This is a genomic window from Hymenobacter sp. (assembly GCF_031398885.1).
Taxonomy (GTDB): Bacteria; Bacteroidota; Bacteroidia; order Cytophagales; family Hymenobacteraceae; genus Hymenobacter.
Window position 1 is genome coordinate 98,347 of sequence record NZ_JANNOD010000065.1, and the last position, 25,200, is coordinate 123,546.

Consider the following 25,200-nt stretch of genomic DNA (forward strand, 5'->3'; position numbering starts at 1 on the left):
CGCAAGCGTGCGTCCGAACAGCCGCGCATCTATCCTAAGTTTTTCTATAGCAATGACAATTCGGGTTGCAACGGCAGCGGACGCACGGTACGCTGACCAATTATGTCAATGGTACGTTGATTCGGCCAAAACGCGCGGCACCGGCATCGCCAAGCGCGAGCCCGCCTACGTGGCCCAGAAAATGGCCAGCGGCGACAGCATCATTGCTTTCGTAGAAGGCGCATTGGCCGGGTTCTGCTACATCGAAACGTTTGACGACAAGACGTTTGTGGTCAACTCGGGCCTGGTGGTGAATGCGGCCATCCGCAAGCACGGGGTGGGCCGGGCCATCAAGCAGGGCGTCTTCAACCTGTCGCGCTCGAAGTACCCGAACGCCAAAATCTTCGGCATCACCACCAGCTTGGCCGTGATGCGAATCAACTCCGATTTGGGCTACCGGCCGGTGACGTTTTCGGAGCTTACAAGCAGCGAAGATTTCTGGAAAGGCTGCAAGAGCTGCAAAAACTACGGCATCTTGGTGGACAATGAGCGCAAAATGTGCCTCTGCACGGGCATGCTGTTCGACGCGGCCGACGCCCTGGTCCAGTTGCAGGTTCCTGAGTTTGCCGCCGCGTCCCAACCCGTTTCGCCCGCCTCCGCAACCGACTCCGCATCATGAAGAAAAAGGTAATATTGGCCTACAGCGGCGGCCTGGACACGTCGTTTTGCGCCGTGTACTTGTCCCGCGACCTCGACCTGGAAGTGCACACCGTCATCGTCAATTCCGGCGGCTTTTCGGCCGGGGAATTGGCCGCCATCGAAAAGCGGGCCTTCGAGCTGGGCTCGGCGAAGCACGAGGTCATCGACGTCACGGACCGGTTTTATCGCGACTGCCTGCGCTTCCTGCTGTTCGGCAACGTGCTGAAAAACGACACGTACCCGCTGAGTGTAAGCGCCGAGCGCATGTTCCAGTCGCTGGCCATTGCCGAATACGCCCGCGCCAACGAGGCCGACTACATCGCGCACGGCAGCACCGGCGCCGGCAACGACCAGGTGCGTTTCGACGTGGCGTTCTCGGTTATCGCGCCCAACACGGAGATTCTGACGCCCATTCGCGACCTAAAACTCTCGCGCCAGGCCGAGATTGAATACCTGCAAGCTCAGGGCTTTAAAATGAGCTGGGAAAAGGCCCGCTATTCCATCAACAAAGGCATTTGGGGCACCAGCGTGGGCGGCGTGGAAACCCTGACTTCGCACGAAGCCCTGCCCGAAAGCGCCTACCCGTCGCAGCTGCTGCGCCAGGATTCGGAGCGCGTGGAAATCACCTTCGAACGCGGTGAGCCCGTGGCCCTCAACGGCGAAACGCTGAATCCGGTAGCCCTGATTCAGAAGCTGAACGAGTTGGGCGCGGCCTTTGCCATCGGCCGCGACACGCACGTGGGCGACACCATTCTGGGCATCAAGGGCCGGGTGGGCTTCGAAGCGCCCGCGCCGCTCATCCTCATCAAGGCGCACCACTTGCTGGAAAAGCACACCAGCACCCGCTGGCAGCTGCTGCACAAGGACTACCTCGCCAATTGGTACGGCACGCTGCTGCACGAGGCCCAGTACCTCGACCCGGTGATGCGCGACATGGAAGCCTTCCTGGAATCGTCGCAAAAACACGTTTCGGGCAAGGTGTTCGTGCAGCTCAACCCGTACCGGTTCGACCTGCTCGGCATCGCGTCGAAATACGACATGATGCAGTCGAAAGTGGCCACCTACGGCGAGGAGAACAACGCCTGGGACGCCCGCGACGCGCGTGGTTTCATCAAGATTTTTGGCAACCAGCTGAAGATTAGCGCCAGCCTGAACGATGAAAATTAAGGTCGGCATCGTGGGCGGGGCCGGCTACACGGCCGGCGAACTCATCCGCATTCTGCTACACCACGAGTTTGTGGAAATAAGCGGCATCGTTAGCTCGTCCAACGCCGGCAACCCCGTGCACCAAGTGCACGACGATTTGGTGGGAGAAACCGATTTGACTTTCGCCTCCGAGCTGGTCGGCGACGAGGATGTGGTGTTTCTGTGCCTGGGCCACGGCAATTCCAAAGCGTGGCTCCAGAAAAACGCCCTGCCCAAAACCACGCACGTCATCGACCTGAGCAACGACTTCCGCCTGAACGCGGATGCTGAGTTTGAAGGCCGCGAGTTTGTGTACGGCCTGCCGGAACTGAACAAAAGCCGCATTCAGCAAGCCCAGAGCATTGCCAACCCTGGCTGTTTCGCCACCGCCATTCAGTTGGCGCTGCTGCCGCTGGCGAAGGCCGGCAAGCTCACCGACGACATCCACGTCTCGGCCATCACCGGCTCAACCGGCGCGGGCCAGGGCCTGTCCGAAACGGTGCATTTTTCGTGGCGCACCAACAACGTGTCCATCTACAAACCCTTCACGCACCAGCACCTCGGCGAAATCGGCGAGAGCCTGGCGCAGCTGCAACCACAGTCGGAAGCCGAGATTCACTTTATTCCCTACCGCGGCAATTTCTCGCGGGGCATTTTCGCCAGCGTCTACACGCCGTCAGATTTGACGCAGAACGAGGCGCGGGATCTGTACAAGCAGTTTTATGCTGACGCGCCGTTCACCACGGTTTCAGACCAGGAAATTCACTTGAAGCAAGTAGTGAATACCAACAAATGCCTGCTGCACGTGCAGAAGCAGGGCAAGCAGCTGTTGATTACCTCGGTTATTGATAATCTGGTGAAAGGCGCTTCGGGCCAAGCGGTGCAGAATATGAACTTGTTGTTTAGACTGCCGGAAACGACGGGGTTGAATTTGAAGGCCGGGCTTTTATAAGTTGAATGAAATACCCGAACGTCACGCAGCGCGCAGCGAAGCATCTCGCGTGAGGTAGTAGCCAAAACCGTTGTAACGATTGATTCAGCAATGCACGCGAGATGCTTCGCCGCGCTCTGCATGACGTTCCTTTCTGAGTTCTAAGCGCTAACATCTAACCTCTATTTTACATGGAGCTTTTCAACGTTTATCCCCTCGTCAACATCACGCCCGTAAAGGCCCTCGGCGCCAAGCTGTGGGACGACCAGGGCCAGGAATACCTGGATTTCTACGGCGGCCACGCCGTTATTTCCATTGGCCACAGCCACCCGCACTACGTGCAGCGCCTCACCGAGCAGCTGCAAAACATCGGCTTCTACTCCAACTCGGTGCAGATTCCGATTCAGACGCAGTTGGCGCACAAGCTGGGCCAGGTGTCGGGCTACGAGGACTACGCGCTGTTTCTGTGCAACTCGGGGGCCGAGGCCAACGAGAATGCCCTGAAGCTGGCGTCCTTCCACACCGGCAAAACCCGCGTGGTGGCGTTTCGGGGCGCGTTTCACGGGCGCACCTCGGGTGCGGTAGCGGCTACGGACAACCCGAAAATCGTGGCGCCCTTCAACGCCGGTCACGCCATTTCCTTCGTCGATTACAACCTGAAGGCGGTTGCCAAAATCCTGCATGGCGGCGACGTCTGCGCCGTCATCGTGGAGCCCATTCAGGGCGTGGGTGGCATCATCATGCCCTCGGATGATTTCCTGCTGGGTCTTTCGCTGCTCTGCGGGGCGCACAACGTCGTCCTGATTGCCGACGAGGTGCAGAGTGGCTACGGCCGCAGCGGCAAGTTTTTTGCGCACCAGCACGCCGGCATCCGGCCCGATATCATTGCCGTGGCCAAGGGCATGGGCAACGGCTTCCCCATCGGCGGCATCCTGATTGCGCCCGCGCTGCAAGCCTACTACGGCTTGCTGGGCACCACGTTCGGCGGCAACCACCTGGCCTGCGCCGCCGCGCTGGCCGTGCTCGAAGTCATCGAAGACGAAAACCTCCTGGCCCACGCCACCGAGCTGGGCCACTACCTCCGCACGGAGCTGTTGGCCCACGCCGGCGCCGAAGAAATTCGCGGCCGCGGCCTGATGGTGGGCATCAAGTACGACTTCCCCATCAAGGACCTGCGCGACCAGCTGCTGACCGAACACCACATTTTCGTGGGCAACGCCTCGGACCCCACAGTGCTCCGACTGCTGCCGCCGCTGAACATCACGAAGGCCGAGGTTGACCGGTTCTTGGAGGCGCTGGTTGCCGCCTCACCCCCTAGCCCCCTCTCCTTCAGAGAGGGGGAACTAGCTCTAGAAAAGTAGTTCCTAGCTCACCTTCCCAACTCATCACCTCCAAACGAAATTTCCAGCCTAAAAAACTAGGGATTAGTCCCCCCCTCTCTGAAGGAGAGGGGGCTAGGGGGTGAGGCCAATCGTATGAACCAAGTAACCTTAACCCTCGAAGACGGCACCGAAATCCAAGGTGAATCCTTCGGTGCGTTCACCTCCGCCGCGGGCGAAGTAGTGTTCAGCACGGCCATGACCGGCTACCCCGAAAACCTCACCGACCCGTCCTTCGCCGGCCAGATTCTGGTGCTCACCACCCCCATGGTGGGTAATTACGGCGTGCCCGGCGAAGAGCTGTACGAGTCGATTTCCACCATTTTCGAATCCGACAGAATTCACGTTGCCGGGCTGGTGGTGAACTACTACTCCGAGGAGCACAGCCACTGGAACGCCGCCAAAAGCCTCGGCGACTGGCTCAAGGAATACAACATCCCCGGCATCTGCGGCGTCGATACCCGCATGCTCACCAAGAAGCTGCGCGAGAAAGGCGCCCTGCTGGGCAAAATCGTGGCCGAAACCGACGTGCCCCTGCACGACCCCAACCTCGACAACCTGGTGGCGCAGGTGAGCCCGGCCGGCGTGCAGCACTACGGAAGCGGCCAGCACAAAATCGTGCTCGTGGACTGCGGCACCAAAACCAACATCATCCGCTGTTTCCTAGAACGCGACGTGGAGCTGATTCGGGTGCCCTGGGACTACGATTTCACGACTCTGGATTACGACGGCCTGTTCCTGAGCAACGGCCCCGGCGACCCCAAAATGTGCGAAGCCACCATCCAGCACCTCCACAAAGCCCTGCAACAGGACAAGCCGATTTTCGGCATCTGCCTGGGCAGTCAGCTCATGGGCCTGGCGGCGGGCGGCGACACCTTCAAGTTGAAATACGGCCACCGCAGCCACAACCAGCCCGTGAAGCTCACCGGCACCCAGCACTGCTACATCACCAGCCAAAACCACGGCTTTGCGGTAGACCCCGCCACCCTGCCCGCCGAGTGGACGATGCTATTCGAGAACCTAAACGACGGCACTTGCGAAGGCATCAAGCACAAAACCAAGCCGTTCTTCTCCACCCAGTTTCACCCCGAAGCCGCCGGCGGCCCGCAGGATACAGAGTTTCTGTTTGATGATTTTTTGAAAGCGGTGGTGGAGTGTAAGCGTAATTTTTAAACTCATTCTGTAACCATATTAATTACATGTATTCCAAAGGATGAAAACTGACAATATTCGTAAAAGGCACAAAGCTCACAGCATATATCTGAGCAAGGCTATTGACATTCTACAACAACGCGGCGAGATTGAATTTCCCATATCGCTAGAAGTCTTTACAAGTCTGTCCAGTAGTCTTGAATCCATTTTTACTGGTATTCTTAACTGTGTTGATGAATTAAATTTGTATGCTTGCTCTATTTTATATCGAAGTCTAATTGAGCACTTTTACAAAGGATTTATTTTAATGAATGAACTGGTTAAGAATAAATCTGACGAGGCTTCAGAACATTATCAGCAGCACTTATTTGTGGCAGAATTTATCGCTGAACAAATGGGAGCTCTAGAGTCTGAAGATATCATATCTGGCAATAACATTAAACCAGATGTTTTAAAATATATTTTAGAAAAATATCCATCAATTGAAATTGAAAAGGAAAATCAGAGGGAGATATCAGCTGCGACTAAAAAGTTTAGTTTCAGGGAGATAATAAAGAAGCTTCATCTAGACTTTTCCAATGAATTTGCTAACAAACCAGTGGCTGATTTCTTCACCAAGATGCTTCCGGAATATTCGAGATTCTCTACTTTCGTACATGGGGGTCCATATGCCCAAAAAATAAGTAAAAATCTAACTAACAACGGATTAGATGACGAATTATACCGCCTGTCCGAAATCAGTCTAACGATGCTTTGTACTATCAAAGAGCAGTTGATTATGTGCTTTAGGCTGTCAAGAGAGGAAGCAACTCCTATATTGACAACTTTGTGCAATCTCAGAGCCGAAAATGATAATTAAATATTAGACCTCATTTTCCACTTAATGGACAAACCCAACAAAGTTCTCATCCTCGGTTCCGGCGCGCTCAAAATCGGCGAGGCCGGGGAGTTCGATTATTCCGGCTCGCAGGCCCTGAAGGCGCTGAATGAGGAAGGCATCCGCACCATCCTCATCAACCCCAACATTGCCACCGTGCAGACGTCGGACAACATGGCCGATGACGTGTACTTCCTGCCCGTGACGCCCTACTTCGTGGAGGAAGTCATCAAAAAGGAGCAGCCCGATGGCATTCTGGTGGCCTTTGGCGGCCAAACGGCGCTGAACTGCGCCGTGGCCCTGTACCGCGCCGGCGTGTTCGAGCAGTATAACGTGCAGGTGCTGGGCACGCCCGTGCAGAGCATCATCGACACCGAGGACCGGGATATTTTCAAGGAGAAGCTGGAGCAGATTGGCGTGCTCTCGGCCCGTAGCGTGGCCGTGACGACAATGGATGACGCGCTGGCGGCGGCCGAGAAAATCGGCTTTCCCATCATCGTGCGGGCGGCGTTTGCGCTGGGCGGGCTGGGCAGCGGCTTCGCCAACAACCTGGACGAGCTGCGGACGCTGGCCCAGAAATCCTTCACCACTTCCGACCAGATTCTGGTGGAAGAATCGCTGAAGGGCTGGAAGGAAGTGGAGTACGAAGTGGTGCGCGATGCCTATGATAACTGCATCACGGTCTGCAACATGGAGAACTTCGACCCCATCGGTATTCACACCGGCGAGAGCATCGTGGTGGCCCCGTCGCAGACGCTGAGCAACCGCGAGTACCACAAGCTGCGCACCATTGGCATCAAGACCATTCGGCACCTGGGCATCGTGGGCGAGTGCAACATTCAGTACGCGCTGGACCCCGTTTCGGAAGATTACCGCGTGATTGAGGTGAACGCGCGCCTGTCGCGCTCCTCGGCGCTGGCCTCCAAGGCTACGGGATACCCGCTGGCCTTTGTGGCCGCCAAGCTGAGCCTGGGCTATTCGCTGGCCGAGCTGAAAAACAGCGTCACGCAGACGACTTCGGCCTTCTTCGAGCCGGCGCTCGATTACGTGGTGGTGAAGCTGCCGCGCTGGGATTTGGGCAAATTCGCGGGCGTTAACCGCCAGATTGGCAGCGCCATGAAGAGCGTGGGCGAGGTCATGGCGATAGGCCGGTCATTCGAGGAAGCCATCCAGAAAGGCCTGCGAATGCTGGACACCGGCAAGCGCGGCTTCGTAGCCAACCGGCCCGAGGAGGACCTGGATAATGCCGCCATCGATCAGCTCCTGAGCGAGCCGAACGAGGAGCGCATCTTCGCCATCAACAGCGCCTTCGAGGCCGGCTACACGCTGGAGCAGGTGCATAATTTGACGCGCATCGACCACTGGTTTTTGCAGCGTCTCTACGGCATTTTTGAGCTTGGCAATCAGCTCGCCGCCGGCCGCTCCACTGGTCTTGATGGACTGGAAACCAAGCTGCTGCGCGACGTAAAGAAAGCCGGTTTCTCGGACCAGCAGATTGCCGTGAAGCTGCTGGGCGAGGGCGACGCCAGGAGCGACATCAAAGCCGACGAGCTGCTGGTGCGCGCCCGCCGCAAGGCCCTGGGCGTGCTGCCCGTGGTGAAGCAGATTGACACGCTGGCGGCCGAATTCCCCGCCAAAACCAATTACCTCTACACCACCTACCACGGCACCGAAAACGACTTGGCGCGCGAAACCGCGCAGTCGGTGGTGGTGCTGGGCTCGGGCGTGTACCGCATCGGTTCGTCGGTGGAGTTTGACTGGTGCGGCGTGCAGGCCGTGCAAACGGCGGCGGCCGAGGGCTACAAAACCATCATTATCAACTACAACCCCGAAACCGTTTCGACTGACTACGATGTATCGGACCGGCTGTATTTCGAGGAGCTGAGCTTTGAGCGGGTGATGGACATCCTGGATTTTGAGCAGCCCGGCGGCGTGATTCTGAGCACCGGCGGCCAGATTCCCAACAACCTCGCCACCCGCCTCGCCGAAGCCCAGGCGCCCATCCTGGGCACTTCGGCCGCCCGCATCGACGAGGCCGAGAACCGCCACAAGTTCAGCCGCATCATGGACGAGCTGGGCATTGCCCAGCCGCGCTGGAAGGAGCTGACCTCGCTCGGAGCCATGCAGGAATTCGTGCAGGAAGTCGGTTTTCCGGTGCTCATCCGGCCGAGCTACGTGCTATCGGGCGCGGCCATGAACGTGGTTTCCAACAACTTCGAGCTGGAAGAATTCCTGAAAGCCGCTAAGGAAGTAAGCGCCGAATACCCGGTGGTTGTGTCCGAATTCATCCAGGAAGCCAAGGAAATTGAGCTGGACGCGGTGGCCGACCACGGCGAAATCGTTAGCTACGCCATTTCCGAGCACGTGGAATTTGCCGGCGTACACTCCGGCGACGCCACCATGTACTACCCGCCGCAGCAGGTGTACGTGGGCACCATCCGCAAGCTCAAAATCATTGCCGAGAAGATTGCCCGGCGCTACGAAATCAGCGGCCCGTTCAACATTCAGTTCCTGGAAAAAGACGGCGCCATCCGCGTGATTGAGTGTAACTTGCGCGCCTCGCGCAGCTACCCTTTTGTATCGAAAATCTCGGGCAACAACCTAATTCGAAAGGCCACGCAAATCCTGCTGGGCCGCCCCGTAGAGCGCGACGAAAGCGAGCGGGTCTACGACCTGCCCTTCGTGGGCGTGAAGGCTCCGCAGTTCTCCTTCACCCGCCTGCCCGGCGCCGACCCGGTACTGCGCGTGGACATGGTGAGCACCGGCGAAGTAGGCTGCCTGGGCGATACCGCCGAGGAAGCCCTGCTGAAAGCTATGCTGAGCGTAGGCTACAAAATCCCACAAAAATCGGTGCTCATTTCCGGCGGCCCCATCAAGTCGAAAGTGGCCCTGCTCTCGGCCTCCGAGCTGCTCGTGAAAAAAGGCTACCAGATTTACGCCACCCAAGGCACGCACCGCTTCTTCGCCGAAAACAGCATCCCCAGCAGCCTCCTCTTCTGGCCCGACGATGTGATGGAGCCGAACGTGCTGACTTATTTAAAAGAGAAGAAAATTGACCTCGTAATTAATATCCCCAAAAACCTGTCGAAAGGTGAACTGGACAACGACTATAAAATCCGCCGTACCGCCGTGGATTTTGGGGTTGGTTTGCTGACGAACGCGCGGCTGGCAAAGGCGTTTATTCAGGCGTTTTGCACGCTGGAGATAAAGGATTTGAAGATTAAGAGTTGGAACGAATATAAGGCGATGTAAATCAAAAGCGCGGACTCACTGAGCCCGCGCTTTCAAGATAATTGTCAACTAACTGTACCAGTGACACATTATTCAGCAAAGCAAAATGAGCATTTTCTGAAGCCAAGTTGTTCCAAAAGCTTACCTTCAAATTCTAATTCGGGATTAAACTTAATACGATAATAAGTCTTCAAGTTGTTAGCGACAGGAAGCTTAAACCTCACTTCAAAATCCTTCAAAAAAGCACGTAATTCTTCTTCACTCATTCCAATATTTTTATCAAAAATAGGAATATCTTTCGTAAAAGGCGAATTCACAGTTGGGAAAGGCAAATCCTTGTTAGCAAAATAAGTGTGTTTATCGTACTTAACAATTATTTTACGAACTATCTCATCACTATTCGAGATAAATTGAGAAACGGCATCGAGAATACTATCAATTCGAAGCTTTAATTCGTCTAAATCTACATTCTCCATATACTCTTGACCACTATTTTTATAACTTATCTGCTCAGGATTACTTGGAAGCAAGCCTTTGAACTTTAAATTCATTCGCTCTACAAAAGCCTCATGGTTTCCGTAGTATAGCTTATTTTCATCCGGTCTTTTAAACCATTTTCTAAATTCAGCTACTGCATCCGGCCCTCCCTCCTGTATTTCTTCTGGAATTTTTATGTTTTGAAAAGAAGAGCTAATCTTCTCACAAGAACTATCCTTGTGATATGCTGGCGTTCCACCTTCATATACAAATTGATAAGTATCTTTTGGCTCTATTTTTTGATACTTTTCCAGAAAAATATCAGGGTTTTTGTAGAAGTTATAAAAGGCGAGCAATCTATTTGTTTCAGTTTGATTAAAAAAGTTTCAGTTTGATTAAAAAAATAGATTGGTCTATCATATAACATACCTGAAAATCTTGCAGTTTTCAAATCAACACTACCGATTATCTTATTAGCGTTGGATTTTGTTAAATATGCCATATCAATTCAGGTATTAAGGTTTCCACAAGAGTGATGCACACCAAACTACAAGTACATCTTATTCATTCATGTACTTTTCTTTTACATATTGACAGGTTGGGCATACTCCTTCATCAGCAATTTCAATGTAATCAGTCAGACTTGACACATTATCGTTTGAGCACACTTCGCATTCATGCTTTGATTTGTATGATTCTAGATAACCTTCAACAACGCTACGCTGGGTATCTGTCATAGATTCAGCACCTTTTGTGACGACCTGCTTTGCAATTCCATTCAAAGCTCCTGATAATTCTTCCCTATCTAAAAGCAATTTAAGGAAATCGATAAGCTCGTCATTTGCTGCTTTATCCATCAGTTGTTGTTTTGCTTGTCCCATGTTATTGTGAAAAAACTTGATGTTTAGTGGTTTGAGTTATTACTGCAACTTAACTGATAGTTGCGCACTGTTGCTTTTTATTCGTTCTATTGAGCGAGATAAGTGCGACCAAGGTATGGCAAAAATATGTTCTTCGTAAAACAACCCACATGAAAAACTTCACCTCCTTCGCCGATGCGGGCGACTACAAAGCCCTGTTGCAGCAAGCCCTGGAAATTAAGGCCAACCCCTACGGCTACCAGCACATCGGGCGCAACAAAACCATCGGCCTCATCTTCTTCAACCCCAGCCTGCGCACCCGGCTCAGCTCGGTGAAGGCGGCCTACAACCTGGGCGCGCAAGCCTGGGTGCTCAACGCCGGCGCCGACTCCCAGGTAAGCTAACGGGTTGGCAAGGGCCGGGCCTCAGGGTTCAGTTCCTTATTTTTTAGTTTTTAACCGGCGCGAGCTCAGCGTACTTGTAGCGGATGCTGTTCGGTCTTCACGCCAGTCACCGCCAACTCGCCCGCTTCCAACTGCTCGGCCATAAGCGGTATCATCAGCTTCATGTTGTTGGCATACACTCCCTCGGATTTCCAGAGCAACTGTAGTTGCTCGCGGGCCAGCTCGTTTATGAATGCCTCGTCTTTGTTGGTCATCAGCAGCATGGCCACAGCCCCACCATTTTCAGTTACCACGAATAAAAACTCGTCCCCATCCCGGCGCATCCCGGCCCTCCAATAGTCGATGTGCTCTTCCAATTCGTGTTTGTAGAGTGCGTAACTCATGTCTGCATTTGCAACCAGCGCTTTACGAAGTCTATTTTCAATAGTCTTTTTCATTGTTTGCGAATCCGCTTGACAAAGCTATTGATTACCCCCGCCGCAGCGGCCGCAAGTCCAATTCAAAACCAGGCAACGCCGGCGCCGCGCTCAGCGTCGCGTCGAAGCTGCTGATTTCTTCGGGTTCCTGGCCGCGCCGGTAGACGGTGGCGGTTTCGTTGGTGGGGTCGAGCAGGAAGCCGACTTCGACGCCGTTGGCCAGGTAGGTTTCCATTTTACGGCGTAGTGGGGCCAGTCCATCCGAAGGCAAGCGGACTTCAACTACAAACGTGGGGCACACTGGCGCGAAGCGAGTACGCTGCTCCTCGGTCAGGGCATCGTAAGTAGCCTTGGGCACCCACGAAGCATCGGGTGAGCGCACAGAGTCGTCGGGCAGCGTGAAACCGGCCGATGACTCGAACACGTAGCCGGTTTGGTGCTGACGGTTCCAGAGTGTCAGTTGGAAAAGAACTTCGCCGCATTTGCGGCTGGATTCGGCTCCGGCGGGGGGCATGAAGATGATTTCGTGGTCAGCGTTGCGTTCTAGGCGGAGGGTGGGGTTATGCTGGCACAGGTCAAAAAACTCCTCATCCGTGAGCCGGGCCAGAATGGGGCCGTGCAACACTATCATATTATCAATGTCGGCGAAAGTCATAGCTGCGAAATAATGAAGGGGCTTGTTCAAATATACATTGTTGCCACTTCGAACGCCCCAAACAGGTCGGGAAATTCGACTTTCTTTCCCCGCTATGGCGTTCTTGTGCAATAATTCCAACCCATGAAAAACTTCACCTCCTTCGCTGACTCGGGCGACTACAAAGCTCTGTTGCAGCAAGCCCTGGAAATCAAGGCCAAACCCTACGGTTACCAGCACATCGGGCGCAACAAAACCGTCGGACTCATCTTTTTCAACCCCAGCCTGCGCACGCGGCTTAGTTCGCTGAAGGCAGCGTACAACCTGGGGACTCAGGCGTGGGTGCTCAACGCTGGGGCCGACTCCTGGACCCTGGAAATGGCCGACGGCGCGGTGATGAACGGCGGCCCCCAGGAGCACATCAAGGACGCCATTGCGGTAATGAGCCAGTACTGCGACGTGCTGGGCGTGCGCACCTTCCCTACGCTCAAGGAACGGGACGAGGACTACGGCGAAGTCGTGTTCACCAAGATTCTGCAATACGCCACCGTACCCGTCATCAGCCTGGAAAGCGCCACCTTGCACCCCTTGCAGTCGTTCGCCGACCTCATCACGGTGGCCGAAACCAAGCCGAAGGCGCGCGTGAAAGTGGTGCTCACCTGGGCCCCGCACGTGCGCGCCCTGCCCCAGTGCGTGCCCAACTCGTTCTGCGACTGGTTTTCGGAAATTGACTGGGTCGACTTCGTCATCACCCACCCCGAGGGCTACGAGCTGGACCCCAAATTCACCAAAGGCGCCCGCATTGAATACGACCAACACAAGGCCCTGCTCGGCGCCGACTACGTGCAGGCCAAAAACTGGAGCAGCTACCTGAACTACGGCCAGGTCCTCCAGAACGACCCTGCCTGGATGCTCACCCCCGAGCACATGGCCCGCACCCACAACGCCCGGTTCCTGCACTGCCTGCCGGTGCGCCGCAACGTGGAGGTGTCCGACGCCGTGCTGGACGCGCCTGGCTCACTGATTGTGCAGCAAGCTGGCAACCGGGTATTTGCGATGCAAGCCGTGCTGCACGAGCTGCTGCGGGGGCAGTAATTTTTCTTAAAAAGCTGTTTGCGTGAGTTCTTACAGCCGTTTTCAGGTTCGTGTACATGGCGTGGCCGGGAAACCTCACCCCCCGGCCCCTCTCCCGCGGAGAGGGGAGTCGGATAACCAACACACGAACCTGAGAATTGCTTTAGGTCCCCAGAACGGGGTTGCGACGCCTCCGGGCGTCTCCCAGTAAGCTGAAATAGTTCAACGAAGAGACGCCTAGAGGCGTCGCTACCCTGTTCCATTGGCTCGGCAGGCTAACTCCAACGGCCTTCGTCCGCGCGTAACCAATGGTCGCGGTCGAAATCCTAATGAATTTGTTCACAGGTTTGGCCGGTGTGCTTAGCTTGGCATCCACCGATTCCAGAAACAGCATCTGCGCCGTCAGCACGTTGGCTATCTCGTCGTCAACGGCCGCGCCGAGGAAGACGATTCGGGCCATGATAAGACGCGAAAACACGTCGATTTCGGCGCAGCCGCGTCGGCAGCTAATTCTGGGTCAAGTAGCATTTGCACCAGCTACTTGGGGACGTCGGCGGGCTGGGGCTGCCCGCCGTTCATTCCGCTACGGCGGTGGCCCGGGCACCGTTTGGGCAGGCACCCGCCTGGGTTAGTGGCCTGCTGTGGCTGCGCAACGCCGTGGGGCGGCTGCGCGTCTGGTCGTGGAACGAAACCCGGGGCTGCAGCGCGGACAAGAAGACGCGCGGACGCGTCGCTACCCCGTTCAGACCGCGCAGCAGCTAATGCAAATGGCTTCGCAATCTACCCCAGCTACGTGGGAGCCTGTTAGCCACCATAGCCTGTGCTGATACAGGTGCCCCGAACCTACCTCCAAGTCACCACACGCCGTGCCCCGGAAGCCGCATCTATTAGCCTTGGGCAGCTGAGGCGCTCAGCGCAGGCGGCAAGCTGTTTGCTGGCTGTGGCATTCGGCTTTCGGGTTGCGGCGGGGCAACCAGCCGCCGGTTGGCGGGCCGCAGGTACCAGGACAGCACGGTCAGCAGCGCGAAAAGGAGCGGAAAGACGTAGGCACTTACTCCATCGCCGGAAACGATATGCGACGTGACGGCTCCCGTGAGCAGAAAGAAGAAACCCGCATAGGTCCATTCTTTTACCAGCAAGTAACCAGGCACGAGCAGGGCAATCACCCCAATGATTTTCCAGGTGCCCAAGATGTACAACAGGTAAAGCGGATACCCCAGGTGCGTCACGCCATCGGCGTTAAATTTCAACTGCAAGAGCTGGCCAACGCCCCCGGCCAGCATGCCAAACGCGAGCAGGCCCGTGGTCAGCCAATACCAAAAAGGGCGGCGGTTTTCAGGAGAGTGGCGGATGGTTGTCATGGGTAGCTTTGTCTCGGTGTGCTACGATAATGCTTGACTTCCGCCGAATTGGACACGTCGGGTCAGCTTTTTTTACGGGGCTTCAACCAACGTCCAGCAAGCAAGCAACTGGCCATTGCGCGCGAAGCCGTTGCTTGGGAGTAACTCCTGGGCGCTCCCCTACGCTGGCGCAGGCAGTCAGTAAGCAAGCTCCACCGTGGCCCGGTAGGTGTGGGCATCATCCAGGTGCTGCACCATGTAATCAGCCAGGTCGGCGCGGGAAATCTTGTTTGGCTGGCGCAGGGGCTGGTTGACGGCAACACGGTAGCGGCCGGTGCGGGGTCCCGTCACGAGGCGAGGCGGACGGATGATGGTCCAGTTCAGGTTCATCTCCCCCTGCAGCAGGGCTTCCATGCGCAGCATGTCGGCGTAGAGGTGCCGAAATACTTTTTGCAAGACGTAGCGGGTAACCAGCCGGATGAGCCAGGAAGCCCGCAGCGGCGGCACCTCAACCGCCCCCGCCGACAGGCACAACAAGCGCTTTACGCCGGCCCGGTGCATTGCAGCCATGATGTTACAGGTGCCCTGTGAATACACGGTGGTGGCCACGCGCTGTTGAGTACCCAGGCAGGACAGCACGGCATCGTGGCCCGGCAAGGCCCCTTCGAAAGTCAGCGGCGCCAGCACGTCGCCTTCCACGATGGTCAGGGACGGATGCTGGAGTGAAAAAGCGGCGGGGTTTCGCACAACGGCCGTCACCCGGAGCCCGGTCCGCAGGGCTTGCGCTACCACTTGCCGCCCAGTGCCGCCGGTGGCCCCAAACACTATTATGCTTTTCGCGGTGGCCATAATAAACGGAGAAAAATGATACGGGAAAGCTGGGTGTATCGGGCGCACCATGAAACAAGCCGGTAAGCTTTCGCACTACGGCCATTCAATTTCTGAATAGCTGCCGCGTTCCAGCGTGATGTGCAGCCGGGCATATAGCTCGGCGGGAGTGCCGCCCGCCTGCTGGTGAGCGGCCTGCATCGCGGCTTTGGCCTGCTGAATCGCTTGTTCGCTGGCCCACACGGCCACCGTGACAAACACGCGCTGGCCATCGGCGGCGGCGGCGGACTCATACACCGCGTAGCGCACCAGCCCGGGTTGAGTGCGCAACTGCTGGCCGGCAAGTTTCAGGCGGGGCACGAATTCGGCGGCGGCGGCAACCGGCACGGTAAACCGGTCAATGAGGACGTTTTTCATGGCCGTGCGGGGAGTGGTGGGCGCTGCGCCGCGCGCCGATTGTGCCACGGCGGGTAAAGCAGGCAGGGCCAGCGTGAGGGTCAGTAATAATTTGCGCATGTTGGGCATCGTTTTTTGATGCAAAGCTCCCGGTGCTGTAGCCGTCGCGCTTGTAAAAAATCACTGATTTTTAGAGTACAACCCCAGCCGCTTTGACCGGCAGGTTAGGGGGTACCACAAAGAATCCGAGGGCGGCAGCTACTCAACGCTGCTTTTCAATAAAATAATGTTAAAAAGGTTGCGAAGTCAAATGACTACGCATATATTTGTAGCCACATGACTTCACGATGAATCTACGACGAGACGTATTCCAAGCTCTGGCGGACCCGACCCGACGGGCGATTTTGCTCTTAGTTGCCTCACAATCAATGACGGCGGGCGCGATAGCCGCCAACTTCGACACCGCCCGGCCAACGGTTTCCAGGCACTTGCAAATCCTAACCGAGTGCGAGTTGCTGGACCAAAGGCAGCTCGGCCGCGAAATCCACTATCAGTTAAATCCTGCCAAAATGAAGGAAATAGCCGAATTCATCGAACCGTTCCGCAAACTCTGGGAAGAGCGGTTCGACAAGCTGGAAACGATACTTAAAGCACACCAAACCCAATAACATGGAACAGAAAACGAACATCAAAGCCGAAGAAGGCAAGCAGGAAATCGTAATTACCAGGGAGTTTGACTTGCCCGTGGAATTACTCTTCAAAGCCTATGCCGAGCCCGACCTGGTTGCGCAATGGATGGGGACCAAGGTGCTCAGGCTGGAAAGCAGAAAGCACGGCAGCTACCAGTTCGAAACCACCGATGCCCAGGGGAAAGTGGTGTTCCGCGCAAGCGGGGTAATCCATGAGTTCGACCCAACCCAGAAAATCACCCGGACTTTTGAGATGGAAAACACGCCTTTTGGCGTCCAACTGGAGATTTTGAAATTCGAGCAGCGCACTTCCAGTTCCAGTTACCTCTCAATGCAGGTTGTGTACGAATCAACCGCAACCCGGGACCAACTCCTCCAGATGCATTTTGCGCAAGGCATCAATGGTGCGCATACCCGGCTGCAAAACCTCATGAGTAATTTAAAATAATACGCCATGACCAGCAGACATACGATAGTTTATTGGCTCAGCACCGGCTTCCTGGCTTTTGGCATGGTGGCCCAGGGCGTTGCGCAGCTGTCGCATACCAAAGGCTACGTCGACATCATCACGCATTTAGGCTATCCGGCCTATTTTCTGAACATCATCGGGGTCTGGAAAATAGTGGGAGTGGTGGCCATCCTGATTCCGGGCCTGCTGCTGGCCAAAGAATGGGCTTACGCCGGGTTTTTCTTTGTCATGTCGGGCGCGGCCTTTTCGCATCTGGCAGCGGGCGACTCCGGAAAGGCCGTTGCGCCCGCGGTGGTGTTGCTGGTGCTGATTGTGACCTCCTGGTATTTCCGGCCCCTGGATAGAAAAATTCATTCACGCCTTAGCAAGGAAACCGCATGAACCCCAAAGTAGACTTTTACTTCCACAAAGCCCGGCAGTGGCGGGAAGAGCTGGAACACCTGAGAACGATGGTGCTGGCTCGCGGACTCACCGAAGAACTGAAATGGGGGGTTCCTTGCTACACGTTTGAGAACTGCAATATCGTCTTACTGCACACATTCAAGGACTACTGCGCGCTGTTGTTCTTCAAAGGCGCTTTGCTGAAGGACTCCCAAGGTATCCTAGTCCAGCAAACGGAGCAGGTGCAGGCCGCCCGCCAAATTCGCTTCCGCTCCGTGGGTGAAGTAGCCAAGTTGGAGCCTGCCGTGAAAGCCTATCTTCAGGAAGCCATTGAAGCGGAAAAAGCCGGCCTGAAAGTGGAGTTGAAGAAGACGGCCGACTTTGGCATTCCGACCGAGTTGCAAGACAAGCTAGCGGGGAATGAAGGCTTGAAAACCGCTTTTAATGCCTTAACCCCGGGCCGTCAACGAGCCTACCTGCTTCATTTCGCGCAACCCAAGCAGTCCGCAACCAGGCAGGCAAGGGTTGAAAAATGGATGCCGCAAATTATGAGCGGCAAGGGCTTGAACGATTAGGGTCTCTACGACGCCCTACCTGCACCGCGGCGCGCAGGCGGAGCCAATGAATCCGATTTCATGCGGTAAAGTTTCCGGCGTCGCGGCCGCCGCGCGTGCACAAAAGCCTTGATTTTACCAGTAGGCGCCACCCGCGAAAAAAGCTGTGGGGGCTTGACCGGTGAAGGCCTTGAAGTCTTTATTAAAATGGGCCTGGTCAAAGTAACCGGCCGCGTGGGCCAGCTCGGTGAGGCTGCGGGCGACCGGGCGGTGGGCCAAGACGCCCCGCAGGCGCACGATGGCGGCAAACTGTTTCGGCGAGGTGCCCACCAGTCGGCGAAAGTGCTTTTCGAACGGGTCGCGGCTCAGGGCGAGGCCGGCCGCAACCGCGTGAATGGGGAGCGTGCCCCCGGAGGCCCGGATTGCCTGCACTGCTTGACGGATGGGGACATCGGGCGGGGATGGGCGCAGCCTCGCCAGGAGAAAATGGGCCACCACGGCCAAACGCAGTTGGGTGGAGGGAGCGGCCGCCACTCGCTCGCCCAGCTCCCGCACCTGCGCCGGGGGCAGCAGCTGGTCCAACGGCAGGCTGTGACCGAACAACTCGTGGAGCGGCAGCGGAAAAAAGAACGCGGCCCCCATTTCCTTGAACTGGACCAGCAAGGTCGAGGTGCCCGGCGCGTAGGTCAACTGCCGGGGCGCGTTGCTCAGGCCCGTGAGGGCGGCGGCAGGGGCGGCGCGGGCAACGCCGTTTTGAGTGCAAAGAACCCGCCCCCGGTACTGCACAGCCAGCACCAGGGAGGTGTCGGGCAGCACGAGGTTTTGGGCTTCGGCGTCGCTCTCAATCAGCAGCAACGCCCGGACGTACGGCCGTAGGAAGGCCGGGGGCAAATGGCGTTCAATCTTCATCGTTTTACTTCCAAAAGGTAACTTGCCCGATACTTCGCTTGCTTCGCGCACAACTTAAACCTAAGCTTGGATTACTTCAAAATCAATAGTGCAGGCGCGAGTTTGCTTTAAATCGAGTATCATTCGGGCCGAAGGAATGACGAACCGTGAAGCGGCGGGCGTAGTATCTTTCAGCATGACTCCTGTTGAAAAAGCACGGCAACACATCGAAGCACACTGGCAGCAAGAGCAGACCCTGGAGCTGCTAGCCCGCGAGTCCGGGCTTTCGCCGTTTCATTTGCAACGGGTGTTCAAGGAGCAGACCGGTGAGTCGCCACGCACTTATCTGGAGCGCCTACGGCTGGAAACCGCGGCCCACTTGCTGCACCTGCGTCCTGACCTGGCCGTGCAGGAAATAGCGTTTGACTGCGGCTTCTCGTCGGCGGCGGTGTTTGCCCGGGCGTTCCAGCGGCATTACGGGTGCAGCGCTACTGCCCACCGGGCCCGGCCGCTGGAGGCGGTAGCCCACCTCGCTTCGCGGGCAGTGTACCCAGCCGGGGGGTTGCCCAGCGCGCCCTGGTCGGCAACGGAAGCGGCGCTGCTGGCGGCCGTGCGGGTTCAGCATCTTGACCCGATAACGGTAGCTTACGTCCCCACGACGCTGGTGCCCGTTGGGCAGCTCGTGGCCCAATTTGGGCGGCTGAGAAACCAGTTGGAGGCTTATGATTCTCTGGAAAGTGAAAACCCGCCTGCCTACGGCGTGCTCTATGACTTTCCTTTGCACACGGCCCCGCACCAGTGCCGCTACCGGGCCGCGCTGCGCGTACCGCCGGGCGCACGCTTGCCCACGCGCATTCCCCGCTTCACTATCGAGGGGGGCAAGTACGCCGTATTTGCGTTACGCGGCGGCACAACGGACTTGGTGCGGGCAGCCCTGGTGTTTCACCAGGGCTGGCTATTGGAAAGCAGCTACGTCGTGAAGGCCTTTTGCTGCTTCGAGCGGTTCGCGGGGGTGCCAAACGCGGCCGACTACGAAGCGCGGGAGCGGGAGTTCTGGGTGCCGCTGCGGGCGCGCTAACCACGGCGGTGCCGGACTGGGCTTGGCGCAATGCCGCAAGAATCGCAAAGCAAGCAGCAAGAATGGCGACGGGCACGCCCGGGCGAGCCGGTAGGTTTGCAGCATGAATCACGCCCCTTTTTTGGCTAATCAATTATCTACGCGCAGCCCGTTTATTGAATTGTGCGGCGTCAGCAAAACCTACGAAGGAGCAGTTGATGCCCACCCCGCCCTGTATGACGTATCGCTCGCCATCGACGCGGGCGAGTTTGTGACGGTAGTGGGCAAGTCTGGCAGCGGCAAAAGCACCTTGCTCAATTTGCTGGCCGGCCTGGATAAGCCGACCGCCGGACAGGTGCTGGTGGGCGGGGTGGCAGTGCACCAGTTGTCGGAACACGAGTTGGCCAGGTGGCGCGGGCGTACCGTGGGGGTGGTGTTTCAGTTTTTTCAGCTGCTGCCCACGCTCACCATTGCTGAAAATGTGATGCTGCCGATGGATTTCTGCAACACGTACCCCCGTGCCGAGCGACGGCCACGGGCCTTGGCCCTACTGGCCCAGATGGGCATTGCCGACCAGGCCGACAAGCTGCCGGCAGCCCTCTCGGGCGGGCAGCAGCAGCGGGCCGCCATTGCCCGGGCCCTGGCCAATGACCCGCCTCTACTAGTCGCCGACGAGCCGACCGGCAACCTTGACACCCGGACTGCCGAAGAAGTGCTGGGCGTGTTCCAACAACTGGTATCCGGGGGCAAGACCTTGGTAATGGTGACTCACGAGCGGGACTTGAGCCGCTGGCACACCCGCGCCGTCGAGTTGGCCGACGGGCAGTTGCTGGCAGCACCCGCGTCCACCTTCCACCCCGCCCAGCCGTGAGCCCGCGCTGGCAAAAGCTGCGGCGCGACGCCGGGCAGTACCGGGGCCGCCTCGCGATGATGGTAGTGGCCGTTGCGGTGAGCGTGTTCGGCATGACGGCCGTGCTCACGGCCTTTAGCATCCTGCGGCGCGAAATTCAAACCAACTACCGCAGCACCAGGCCGGCCTCGGCTACCATCATTACGCATGGGGTGCCGCCGGTGCTGTTGGCCGAAATTCGGCGGCGGCCCGACGTGGCAGCGGCCGAAATCCGGCAGACGGTGGAAGTGCGCGCCCGTACCGCCGACGGGTCGTGGCAGAGTATGCTGCTGTTCGTCGTGCCGGACTTTCGACGGGCTCAGATTGGCACCGTGGAACACCTGGCCGGACCCGTGACCCCAGGGGAAGGCACCGTGCTGCTGGAGCGGACGAGCGGCGCGTTGCTGGGCAACACAAAAACCGTCGTCCTGCTGCTGCCCGACGGCCGTCGCCCGGTGTTGCTGGTCAGCGGAACAGTGCATGACCGTTCCTTGCCGCCCGCCACGATGGAGAAAACCGGGTACGGGTTTATCACGCCACGCACCCTGGCCACGTTGCACCTGCCCGCGCCCGACGACGCGCTACGCTTGCTGGCCGCCCCTGCCCCTTATGCCGACGCGGTCCTGCTGCGGGCAGTGGCACAGAACGTAGCCCAGCAGTTGGCCCGCCGGGGCGTAGTGGTCGACCAGGTGCAGGTACCCCCACCGGGCACCCACTCGCACCAGCTCATAATGGAGGGCATTCTAGCTTTGCTATTGGTATTCAGCCTGTTGACCATGGTCCTGAGCGGGGTACTGGTTTCCACGCTGCTGAACGGGCTTTTAGCCGGCCAGACTCGGCAAATAGGGGTGATGAAAACCCTGGGCGCGACCACGCCGCAACTGGCCGGCCTGTACCTGACGTTGGTAGGGTCACTAAGCGTGGTGGCCGTGGGCCTGGGCGTGGGACCGGGCCTGGGTTTGGGCCGGCTGGTGGCGGAGCGCATGGCCGACATGCTCAACTTCACGGTAGTGAGCCGCGCCGTACCCCTCCCCGTGTTGGGCGCGGTGGCGTTTGTGGGGTTTCTCGTGCCCTTGGCTTTGGCCTGGGGGCCAGTCAGACGGGCAACCCGTTTAAGCGTCCGCAGCGCGTTGGCTGACTTCGGCGCCGCCCCAACTGCCGCTCAGCGGGGTCGCGTGGACCAAGCCTTGGGCCAATTGCCGGGGATAAGCCGTCCGCTGCTGGTGTCGCTGCAAAACGCCTTACGCCAGCGCCGCCGGCTGCTCCTGACCTTGGGCCTGCTCTCGGCTGCTGGGGCCATGTTTCTCACGGCCCTGACGCTACTTAACTCCTGGACCCGCACCATCAACGATGCGTTTGCCCGCCGCCGTTACAACCAGGAAGTGTGGGTGAGCCGGCCCGTCGCCACGGATTCGCTGCTGCGCCTGGCCCGCGCCCAATCCGGGGTGCGCACCGCCGAAGCCTGGAACCTACGACCCGCGGTATTCGGCCAGCCAGGCCAGCCATTCGTAGTAGCCAGCACCTACGCCGACCAGCGCCACGGTAGCCTCTACGTTGTGGTAGCCCCGTCCGGCTCCCGCTTACTCGACATGACCCTCGCCGAAGGCCGCTGGCTCGTGCCCACGGACACTACGGCCGTGGTGCTCAATCCGGCGGCGTTGGCCCAAGCGCCGGCTGGCACCCGTCTGGGCAGCACCGTGTGGCTAGCCGCTGAAGGCGGCCCCCTGCGCGGCTGCCAAGTAGTGGGGCTAGCACGCGAAGTCGCGACCCCGGCCAGCCTCTACCTCACGGCGGCGGGATTGCGCCGACTGGCGGTGCGGCCAAACACCGCCAACGTACTGCGCTTGGCGGCTACCCCGGCAGCAGCAGCCAGCCTCGAAACGGCTTTGCAGCGAGCCGGCCACGGCATTTGGCGGCGCTGGGCGACGGCTGACTACCGTTCGGCCGTTTCCGACCACATCTACATTTTTGTGGGAGCCCTGCTTTTTATGGCGGCGCTGATGGCCGTCGTGGGCTTGCTTGGACTGGCCGCCACCATGAGCACCGGCGTAGTGGAGCGGACACGCGAGTTTGGGGTGATGCGCACACTGGGCGCTTCCCCCCGCACCGTGCGGCAGTTGGTTCTGTTCGAAGGGCTGCTCATTGCCGGGGCCAGTTGTTTCGTGGCCCTGGCCCTGGCCGTGCCGATGGCCGCTCTTCTGTGCCGAATGATTGGCACCATGGCGTTCCGCACCCCCCTAACCCTGACGCTCCACCTCGGACCGTGGGTGCTGTGGCTGGGACTGGTAACCTTTTTTGCCGCAGTGGCGACCCTGGCCCCCGCCCGGCAGGCCGTGCGGCGCTCGGTGCGGGCCGCGTTGAGTTACGAATAAGTGGGGCTTAACCAAGGTGTTTCCCTACCGGCCGTGGTATTCTGAAAAGGCCGGTTTTAAAGCTTCACCTGCGCCAATGTCACCTCAGTCAACGGTTTGTCCTTAGAAGCCCTACGCTGGAACCATTGCTTGGTCAGCCACTACGTCAAATCACTGGTAGGTTTCCAGCAGCTTGGCCGTGCCGGCCGCGTTTCCACGCAGTGCGTCCGTCGTCAGGACATTGGTTTTTGCCCAGTCAAATAATGACCGGTCACCTTTGGCGTGGGCCACTGGGCGCGGCGCGTGGCTTATGCCGGTGAGGGCTGCAGGCGGTATATCCTGTAACACGCCGTCTCGGACGTTATGCACGCGGCCCCGGTATTGCAACGCCAACACCAGTGAAGTATTAGGCAGCACTTGGTTTTGCGTCGCACCCTGGCTGTCAAGCAGCATGAAGCAACGGACGTAGGGCTGTAGCGGTGGGCTGGGTGGATAGCAGGCTAGGTTCATGATGCACTCGTAACAGCTAAAGGACCCACGGAAACCAATTTTCGTTTGCTACACTTTGATGGTTTCCATATCTGCCAATTCAAAAGTTAGGTTAACCGACCGGCTTCCCAGGGGCCGGGTACGGTGCCTGACATTCGCTGGAATGGTAAACAGTTGTCCGGGCGTTAGCTCCACCGTCCGCTCTTCCAGGTCAATACACAGAACGCCTTCCATCACTAAAAATATTTCATCACTGTTGGGATGATAATGCCAATAAAAGGGCTCCGTCATGATGCTGAGCCGCACCACGTGGTCATTTATCAGGGAAAGAGGAATATTTTTGTAGTCATGTATTTCCTGAATTTCTTGGGCTACATCAATTACTGTGAGCGGGAACAGTGACATACTTAGTATAAAATTTGACCGACAAACAACGAAAATTAAATGGGTTGTTTTGAAGCGAGGTAGCAGCTGGCAATGAGGCGGCGAAACTATTGGCCTCATGACCCCAGCGTAGGTTGTGGGGGTTGCTCACTTTAACATCTAAAGACTTTATTCACACCTACCCTGTGGCAGTCCGACTCCGAGGTGGTAAGCCAGTAGGGCAGATGGTGCAGACTTGGTTAACGCAGCAATTGGCGGGCAGCTTTCAACGGTAGCCGGTGGCGTCGGCGGGCTTTCCCGCGTCCTGCACTTCTTGCAGGTAGCGCCAGCAGTCGGGGCGCGACCCGTCAACGTCGGTGAAGCCGTACACCTGCGCCAGCTGCCCACTCGATAATGACGCCCCGTTCCAGCGGTGCCGGTTGGCGTCGGCGGCCAGGGCCGCGACGGCCCGCCCCACGAAGCGAGGCGTTTCCGAGATGACGAAGTGCGGCTCCTGGGAGGCGGCATCCTGCCAGTTTTCTTCGCGCACGCCATAGTGGTCCAGCATCATTTCCGAGCGCAGCCAGCCCGGCGTGAGCGACACGGCCGTGCTGCCGTGAGGGTGCAACTCCTGCGCCTGGGCCCACGCCAGCCGCGTGACCGAGGTTTTGGCCAAGTCGTAGAAGGTGGAAAGCCGGTAAGTTGTGCGGTTGTACTCCTCGGTGCCGTCGGTCATCTCCACCACCAGCCCGCCGGCCTGCCGGATGAGCAGCGGCAGCGCGTAGTGGCTGGTAATCAAATGGGTGTCGATGGCCAGGCGGAGCAGTCGCAAGCCGTTTTCCAACGAGTGCTCCCACACCGGCGTGTTCCACTCCGTGAGCAGCTCCCCGCCCCAGATGTCGTTGACGAGCACGTCGAGGCGGCCGGCTTCCCGCTCGATTTGCAGCACCAAGGCTTGCACCTGCGCCGGCTTCAGGTGGTCGACGGCGACGGCCCGGCCCTGGCCGCCCGCCTGGGTGACCAGCTCGGCGGTTTCCTCTATCGTTTCGGGCCGGTTGTATTCGGAACGTTGGGCGCGGGTGCTGCGGCCGGTGACGTACACGGTGGCCCCGGCGGCCCCGAGTTCTACGGCAATGCCCCGCCCGGCCCCGCGGGTGGCGCCAGCCACGAGGGCCACTTTGCCGACTAATGGTTGCTGCATGGGAAGG

27 protein-coding genes and 1 pseudogene are annotated in these 25,200 nt (G+C 58.0%); 16 read left to right on the forward strand and 12 right to left on the reverse strand.

Annotated elements, in window-relative coordinates:
• The first annotated feature begins 52 nt into the window (after positions 1-52).
• The 7 genes from RMO51_RS13825 to carB all read left to right on the forward strand — a co-directional run bounded on the left by RMO51_RS13825 (position 53) and on the right by carB (position 9,454).
• A complete protein-coding gene (locus RMO51_RS13825; protein WP_310395532.1) occupies positions 53-658 on the forward strand; it encodes a GNAT family N-acetyltransferase in 606 nt (201 codons plus the stop codon).
• Complete coding sequence (gene argG, locus RMO51_RS13830) at positions 655-1,845, forward strand: argininosuccinate synthase (RefSeq protein ID WP_310395534.1); 1,191 nt, start codon at positions 655-657, stop codon at positions 1,843-1,845. Before RMO51_RS13825 ends, argG begins: the two co-directional genes overlap by 4 nt.
• Positions 1,835-2,815, forward strand: coding sequence for an N-acetyl-gamma-glutamyl-phosphate reductase (gene argC, locus RMO51_RS13835; RefSeq protein ID WP_310395536.1), 981 nt, complete (start codon positions 1,835-1,837; stop codon positions 2,813-2,815). Before argG ends, argC begins: the two co-directional genes overlap by 11 nt.
• A gap of 170 nt (positions 2,816-2,985) precedes the next feature.
• Positions 2,986-4,155: an aminotransferase class III-fold pyridoxal phosphate-dependent enzyme gene (locus RMO51_RS13840; RefSeq protein WP_310395537.1), complete on the forward strand. Its 1,170-nt coding sequence runs from the start codon at positions 2,986-2,988 to the stop codon at positions 4,153-4,155.
• Between the two features lie 114 nt (positions 4,156-4,269).
• Positions 4,270-5,346 (forward strand): glutamine-hydrolyzing carbamoyl-phosphate synthase small subunit, encoded by a 1,077-nt coding sequence (carA, locus tag RMO51_RS13845; protein WP_310395539.1) that lies wholly within the window; start codon positions 4,270-4,272, stop codon positions 5,344-5,346.
• A 40-nt stretch (positions 5,347-5,386) separates the two neighbouring features.
• Positions 5,387-6,184 (forward strand): hypothetical protein, encoded by a 798-nt coding sequence (locus tag RMO51_RS13850; RefSeq protein ID WP_310395541.1) that lies wholly within the window; start codon positions 5,387-5,389, stop codon positions 6,182-6,184.
• A gap of 24 nt (positions 6,185-6,208) precedes the next feature.
• Positions 6,209-9,454 carry a carbamoyl-phosphate synthase (glutamine-hydrolyzing) large subunit gene (carB, locus tag RMO51_RS13855; RefSeq protein ID WP_310395543.1) on the forward strand — a complete coding sequence of 1,082 codons (3,246 nt, stop codon included), beginning with the start codon at positions 6,209-6,211 and terminating at the stop codon, positions 9,452-9,454.
• A 68-nt stretch (positions 9,455-9,522) separates the two neighbouring features.
• Here the strand turns inward: carB and RMO51_RS13860 are convergent, their stop codons facing one another.
• Entirely contained in the window at positions 9,523-10,266 is a 744-nt protein-coding gene (locus tag RMO51_RS13860; protein WP_310395544.1) for a hypothetical protein, read from the reverse strand.
• 204 nt (positions 10,267-10,470) lie between these two features.
• A complete protein-coding gene (locus tag RMO51_RS13865) occupies positions 10,471-10,791 on the reverse strand; it encodes a hypothetical protein (protein WP_310395547.1) in 321 nt (106 codons plus the stop codon).
• Between the two features lie 149 nt (positions 10,792-10,940).
• On the opposite strand from RMO51_RS13865, the gene RMO51_RS13870 reads away from it, so the two are divergent.
• Complete coding sequence (locus RMO51_RS13870; protein WP_310395549.1) at positions 10,941-11,174, forward strand: hypothetical protein; 234 nt, start codon at positions 10,941-10,943, stop codon at positions 11,172-11,174.
• Between the two features lie 65 nt (positions 11,175-11,239).
• On the opposite strand, the gene RMO51_RS13875 is transcribed toward RMO51_RS13870, so the two are convergent.
• Positions 11,240-11,611 (reverse strand): hypothetical protein, encoded by a 372-nt coding sequence (locus RMO51_RS13875; RefSeq protein ID WP_310395551.1) that lies wholly within the window; start codon positions 11,609-11,611, stop codon positions 11,240-11,242.
• Positions 11,612-11,642: 31 nt separating this feature from the next.
• Positions 11,643-12,245 carry a Uma2 family endonuclease gene (locus RMO51_RS13880; RefSeq protein WP_310395553.1) on the reverse strand — a complete coding sequence of 201 codons (603 nt, stop codon included), beginning with the start codon at positions 12,243-12,245 and terminating at the stop codon, positions 11,643-11,645.
• A 123-nt stretch (positions 12,246-12,368) separates the two neighbouring features.
• Here RMO51_RS13880 and RMO51_RS13885 point away from each other — a divergent pair, with 123 nt between their 5' ends.
• Positions 12,369-13,319 (forward strand): acetylornithine carbamoyltransferase, encoded by a 951-nt coding sequence (locus RMO51_RS13885; protein ID WP_310395555.1) that lies wholly within the window; start codon positions 12,369-12,371, stop codon positions 13,317-13,319.
• A gap of 343 nt (positions 13,320-13,662) precedes the next feature.
• Here the strand turns inward: RMO51_RS13885 and RMO51_RS13890 are convergent.
• The 4 genes and pseudogenes from RMO51_RS13890 to RMO51_RS13905 form a co-directional block, all read right to left on the reverse strand.
• Positions 13,663-13,809, reverse strand: a pseudogene (locus tag RMO51_RS13890) (ATP-dependent Clp protease proteolytic subunit); the annotation flags it as partial.
• Positions 13,810-14,185: 376 nt separating this feature from the next.
• Positions 14,186-14,659 carry a DoxX family protein gene (locus RMO51_RS13895; RefSeq protein WP_310395557.1) on the reverse strand — a complete coding sequence of 158 codons (474 nt, stop codon included), beginning with the start codon at positions 14,657-14,659 and terminating at the stop codon, positions 14,186-14,188.
• A gap of 177 nt (positions 14,660-14,836) precedes the next feature.
• On the reverse strand, positions 14,837-15,487 hold the full coding sequence (locus RMO51_RS13900) for an NAD(P)H-binding protein (protein WP_310395558.1): 651 nt from the start codon (positions 15,485-15,487) through the stop codon (positions 14,837-14,839).
• 75 nt (positions 15,488-15,562) lie between these two features.
• A complete protein-coding gene (locus RMO51_RS13905) occupies positions 15,563-15,982 on the reverse strand; it encodes an antibiotic biosynthesis monooxygenase (RefSeq protein ID WP_310395560.1) in 420 nt (139 codons plus the stop codon).
• Between the two features lie 227 nt (positions 15,983-16,209).
• On the opposite strand from RMO51_RS13905, the gene RMO51_RS13910 reads away from it, so the two are divergent.
• Genes RMO51_RS13910 through RMO51_RS13925 form a run of 4 tightly spaced genes read left to right on the forward strand, consistent with a single transcriptional unit; the run spans position 16,210 to position 17,976 of the window.
• A complete protein-coding gene (locus tag RMO51_RS13910; RefSeq protein WP_310395563.1) occupies positions 16,210-16,530 on the forward strand; it encodes a metalloregulator ArsR/SmtB family transcription factor in 321 nt (106 codons plus the stop codon).
• A 1-nt stretch (position 16,531) separates the two neighbouring features.
• Entirely contained in the window at positions 16,532-16,999 is a 468-nt protein-coding gene (locus RMO51_RS13915; RefSeq protein ID WP_310395565.1) for an SRPBCC domain-containing protein, read from the forward strand.
• A 6-nt stretch (positions 17,000-17,005) separates the two neighbouring features.
• Entirely contained in the window at positions 17,006-17,401 is a 396-nt protein-coding gene (locus tag RMO51_RS13920) for a DoxX family protein (RefSeq protein WP_310395567.1), read from the forward strand.
• A complete protein-coding gene (locus RMO51_RS13925; RefSeq protein WP_310395569.1) occupies positions 17,398-17,976 on the forward strand; it encodes a DUF1801 domain-containing protein in 579 nt (192 codons plus the stop codon). Before RMO51_RS13920 ends, RMO51_RS13925 begins: the two co-directional genes overlap by 4 nt.
• Positions 17,977-18,090: 114 nt before the next feature.
• On the opposite strand, the gene RMO51_RS13930 is transcribed toward RMO51_RS13925, so the two are convergent.
• Positions 18,091-18,864 (reverse strand): helix-turn-helix domain-containing protein, encoded by a 774-nt coding sequence (locus tag RMO51_RS13930; protein ID WP_310395570.1) that lies wholly within the window; start codon positions 18,862-18,864, stop codon positions 18,091-18,093.
• A 175-nt stretch (positions 18,865-19,039) separates the two neighbouring features.
• On the opposite strand from RMO51_RS13930, the gene RMO51_RS13935 reads away from it, so the two are divergent.
• The 3 genes from RMO51_RS13935 to RMO51_RS13945 all read left to right on the forward strand — a co-directional run bounded on the left by RMO51_RS13935 (position 19,040) and on the right by RMO51_RS13945 (position 23,161).
• Positions 19,040-19,921 (forward strand): helix-turn-helix domain-containing protein, encoded by an 882-nt coding sequence (locus RMO51_RS13935; protein WP_310395572.1) that lies wholly within the window; start codon positions 19,040-19,042, stop codon positions 19,919-19,921.
• Positions 19,922-20,024: 103 nt separating this feature from the next.
• A complete protein-coding gene (locus tag RMO51_RS13940) occupies positions 20,025-20,771 on the forward strand; it encodes an ABC transporter ATP-binding protein (protein ID WP_310395574.1) in 747 nt (248 codons plus the stop codon).
• The gene (locus tag RMO51_RS13945; protein WP_310395576.1) at positions 20,768-23,161 is read left to right on the forward strand and encodes an ABC transporter permease; all 2,394 of its coding nucleotides are present in this window, start codon (positions 20,768-20,770) and stop codon (positions 23,159-23,161) included. The genes RMO51_RS13940 and RMO51_RS13945 overlap by 4 nt, the downstream gene beginning before the upstream one ends.
• A 150-nt stretch (positions 23,162-23,311) precedes the next feature.
• On the opposite strand, the gene RMO51_RS13950 is transcribed toward RMO51_RS13945, so the two are convergent.
• The 3 genes from RMO51_RS13950 to RMO51_RS13960 form a co-directional block, all read right to left on the reverse strand.
• Positions 23,312-23,593 carry a hypothetical protein gene (locus tag RMO51_RS13950; RefSeq protein ID WP_310395578.1) on the reverse strand — a complete coding sequence of 94 codons (282 nt, stop codon included), beginning with the start codon at positions 23,591-23,593 and terminating at the stop codon, positions 23,312-23,314.
• A 105-nt stretch (positions 23,594-23,698) separates the two neighbouring features.
• Positions 23,699-24,034 carry a cupin domain-containing protein gene (locus tag RMO51_RS13955; RefSeq protein WP_310395580.1) on the reverse strand — a complete coding sequence of 112 codons (336 nt, stop codon included), beginning with the start codon at positions 24,032-24,034 and terminating at the stop codon, positions 23,699-23,701.
• Between the two features lie 244 nt (positions 24,035-24,278).
• A complete protein-coding gene (locus RMO51_RS13960) occupies positions 24,279-25,193 on the reverse strand; it encodes an SDR family oxidoreductase (RefSeq protein ID WP_310395581.1) in 915 nt (304 codons plus the stop codon).
• Positions 25,194-25,200: the final 7 nt, after the last annotated feature.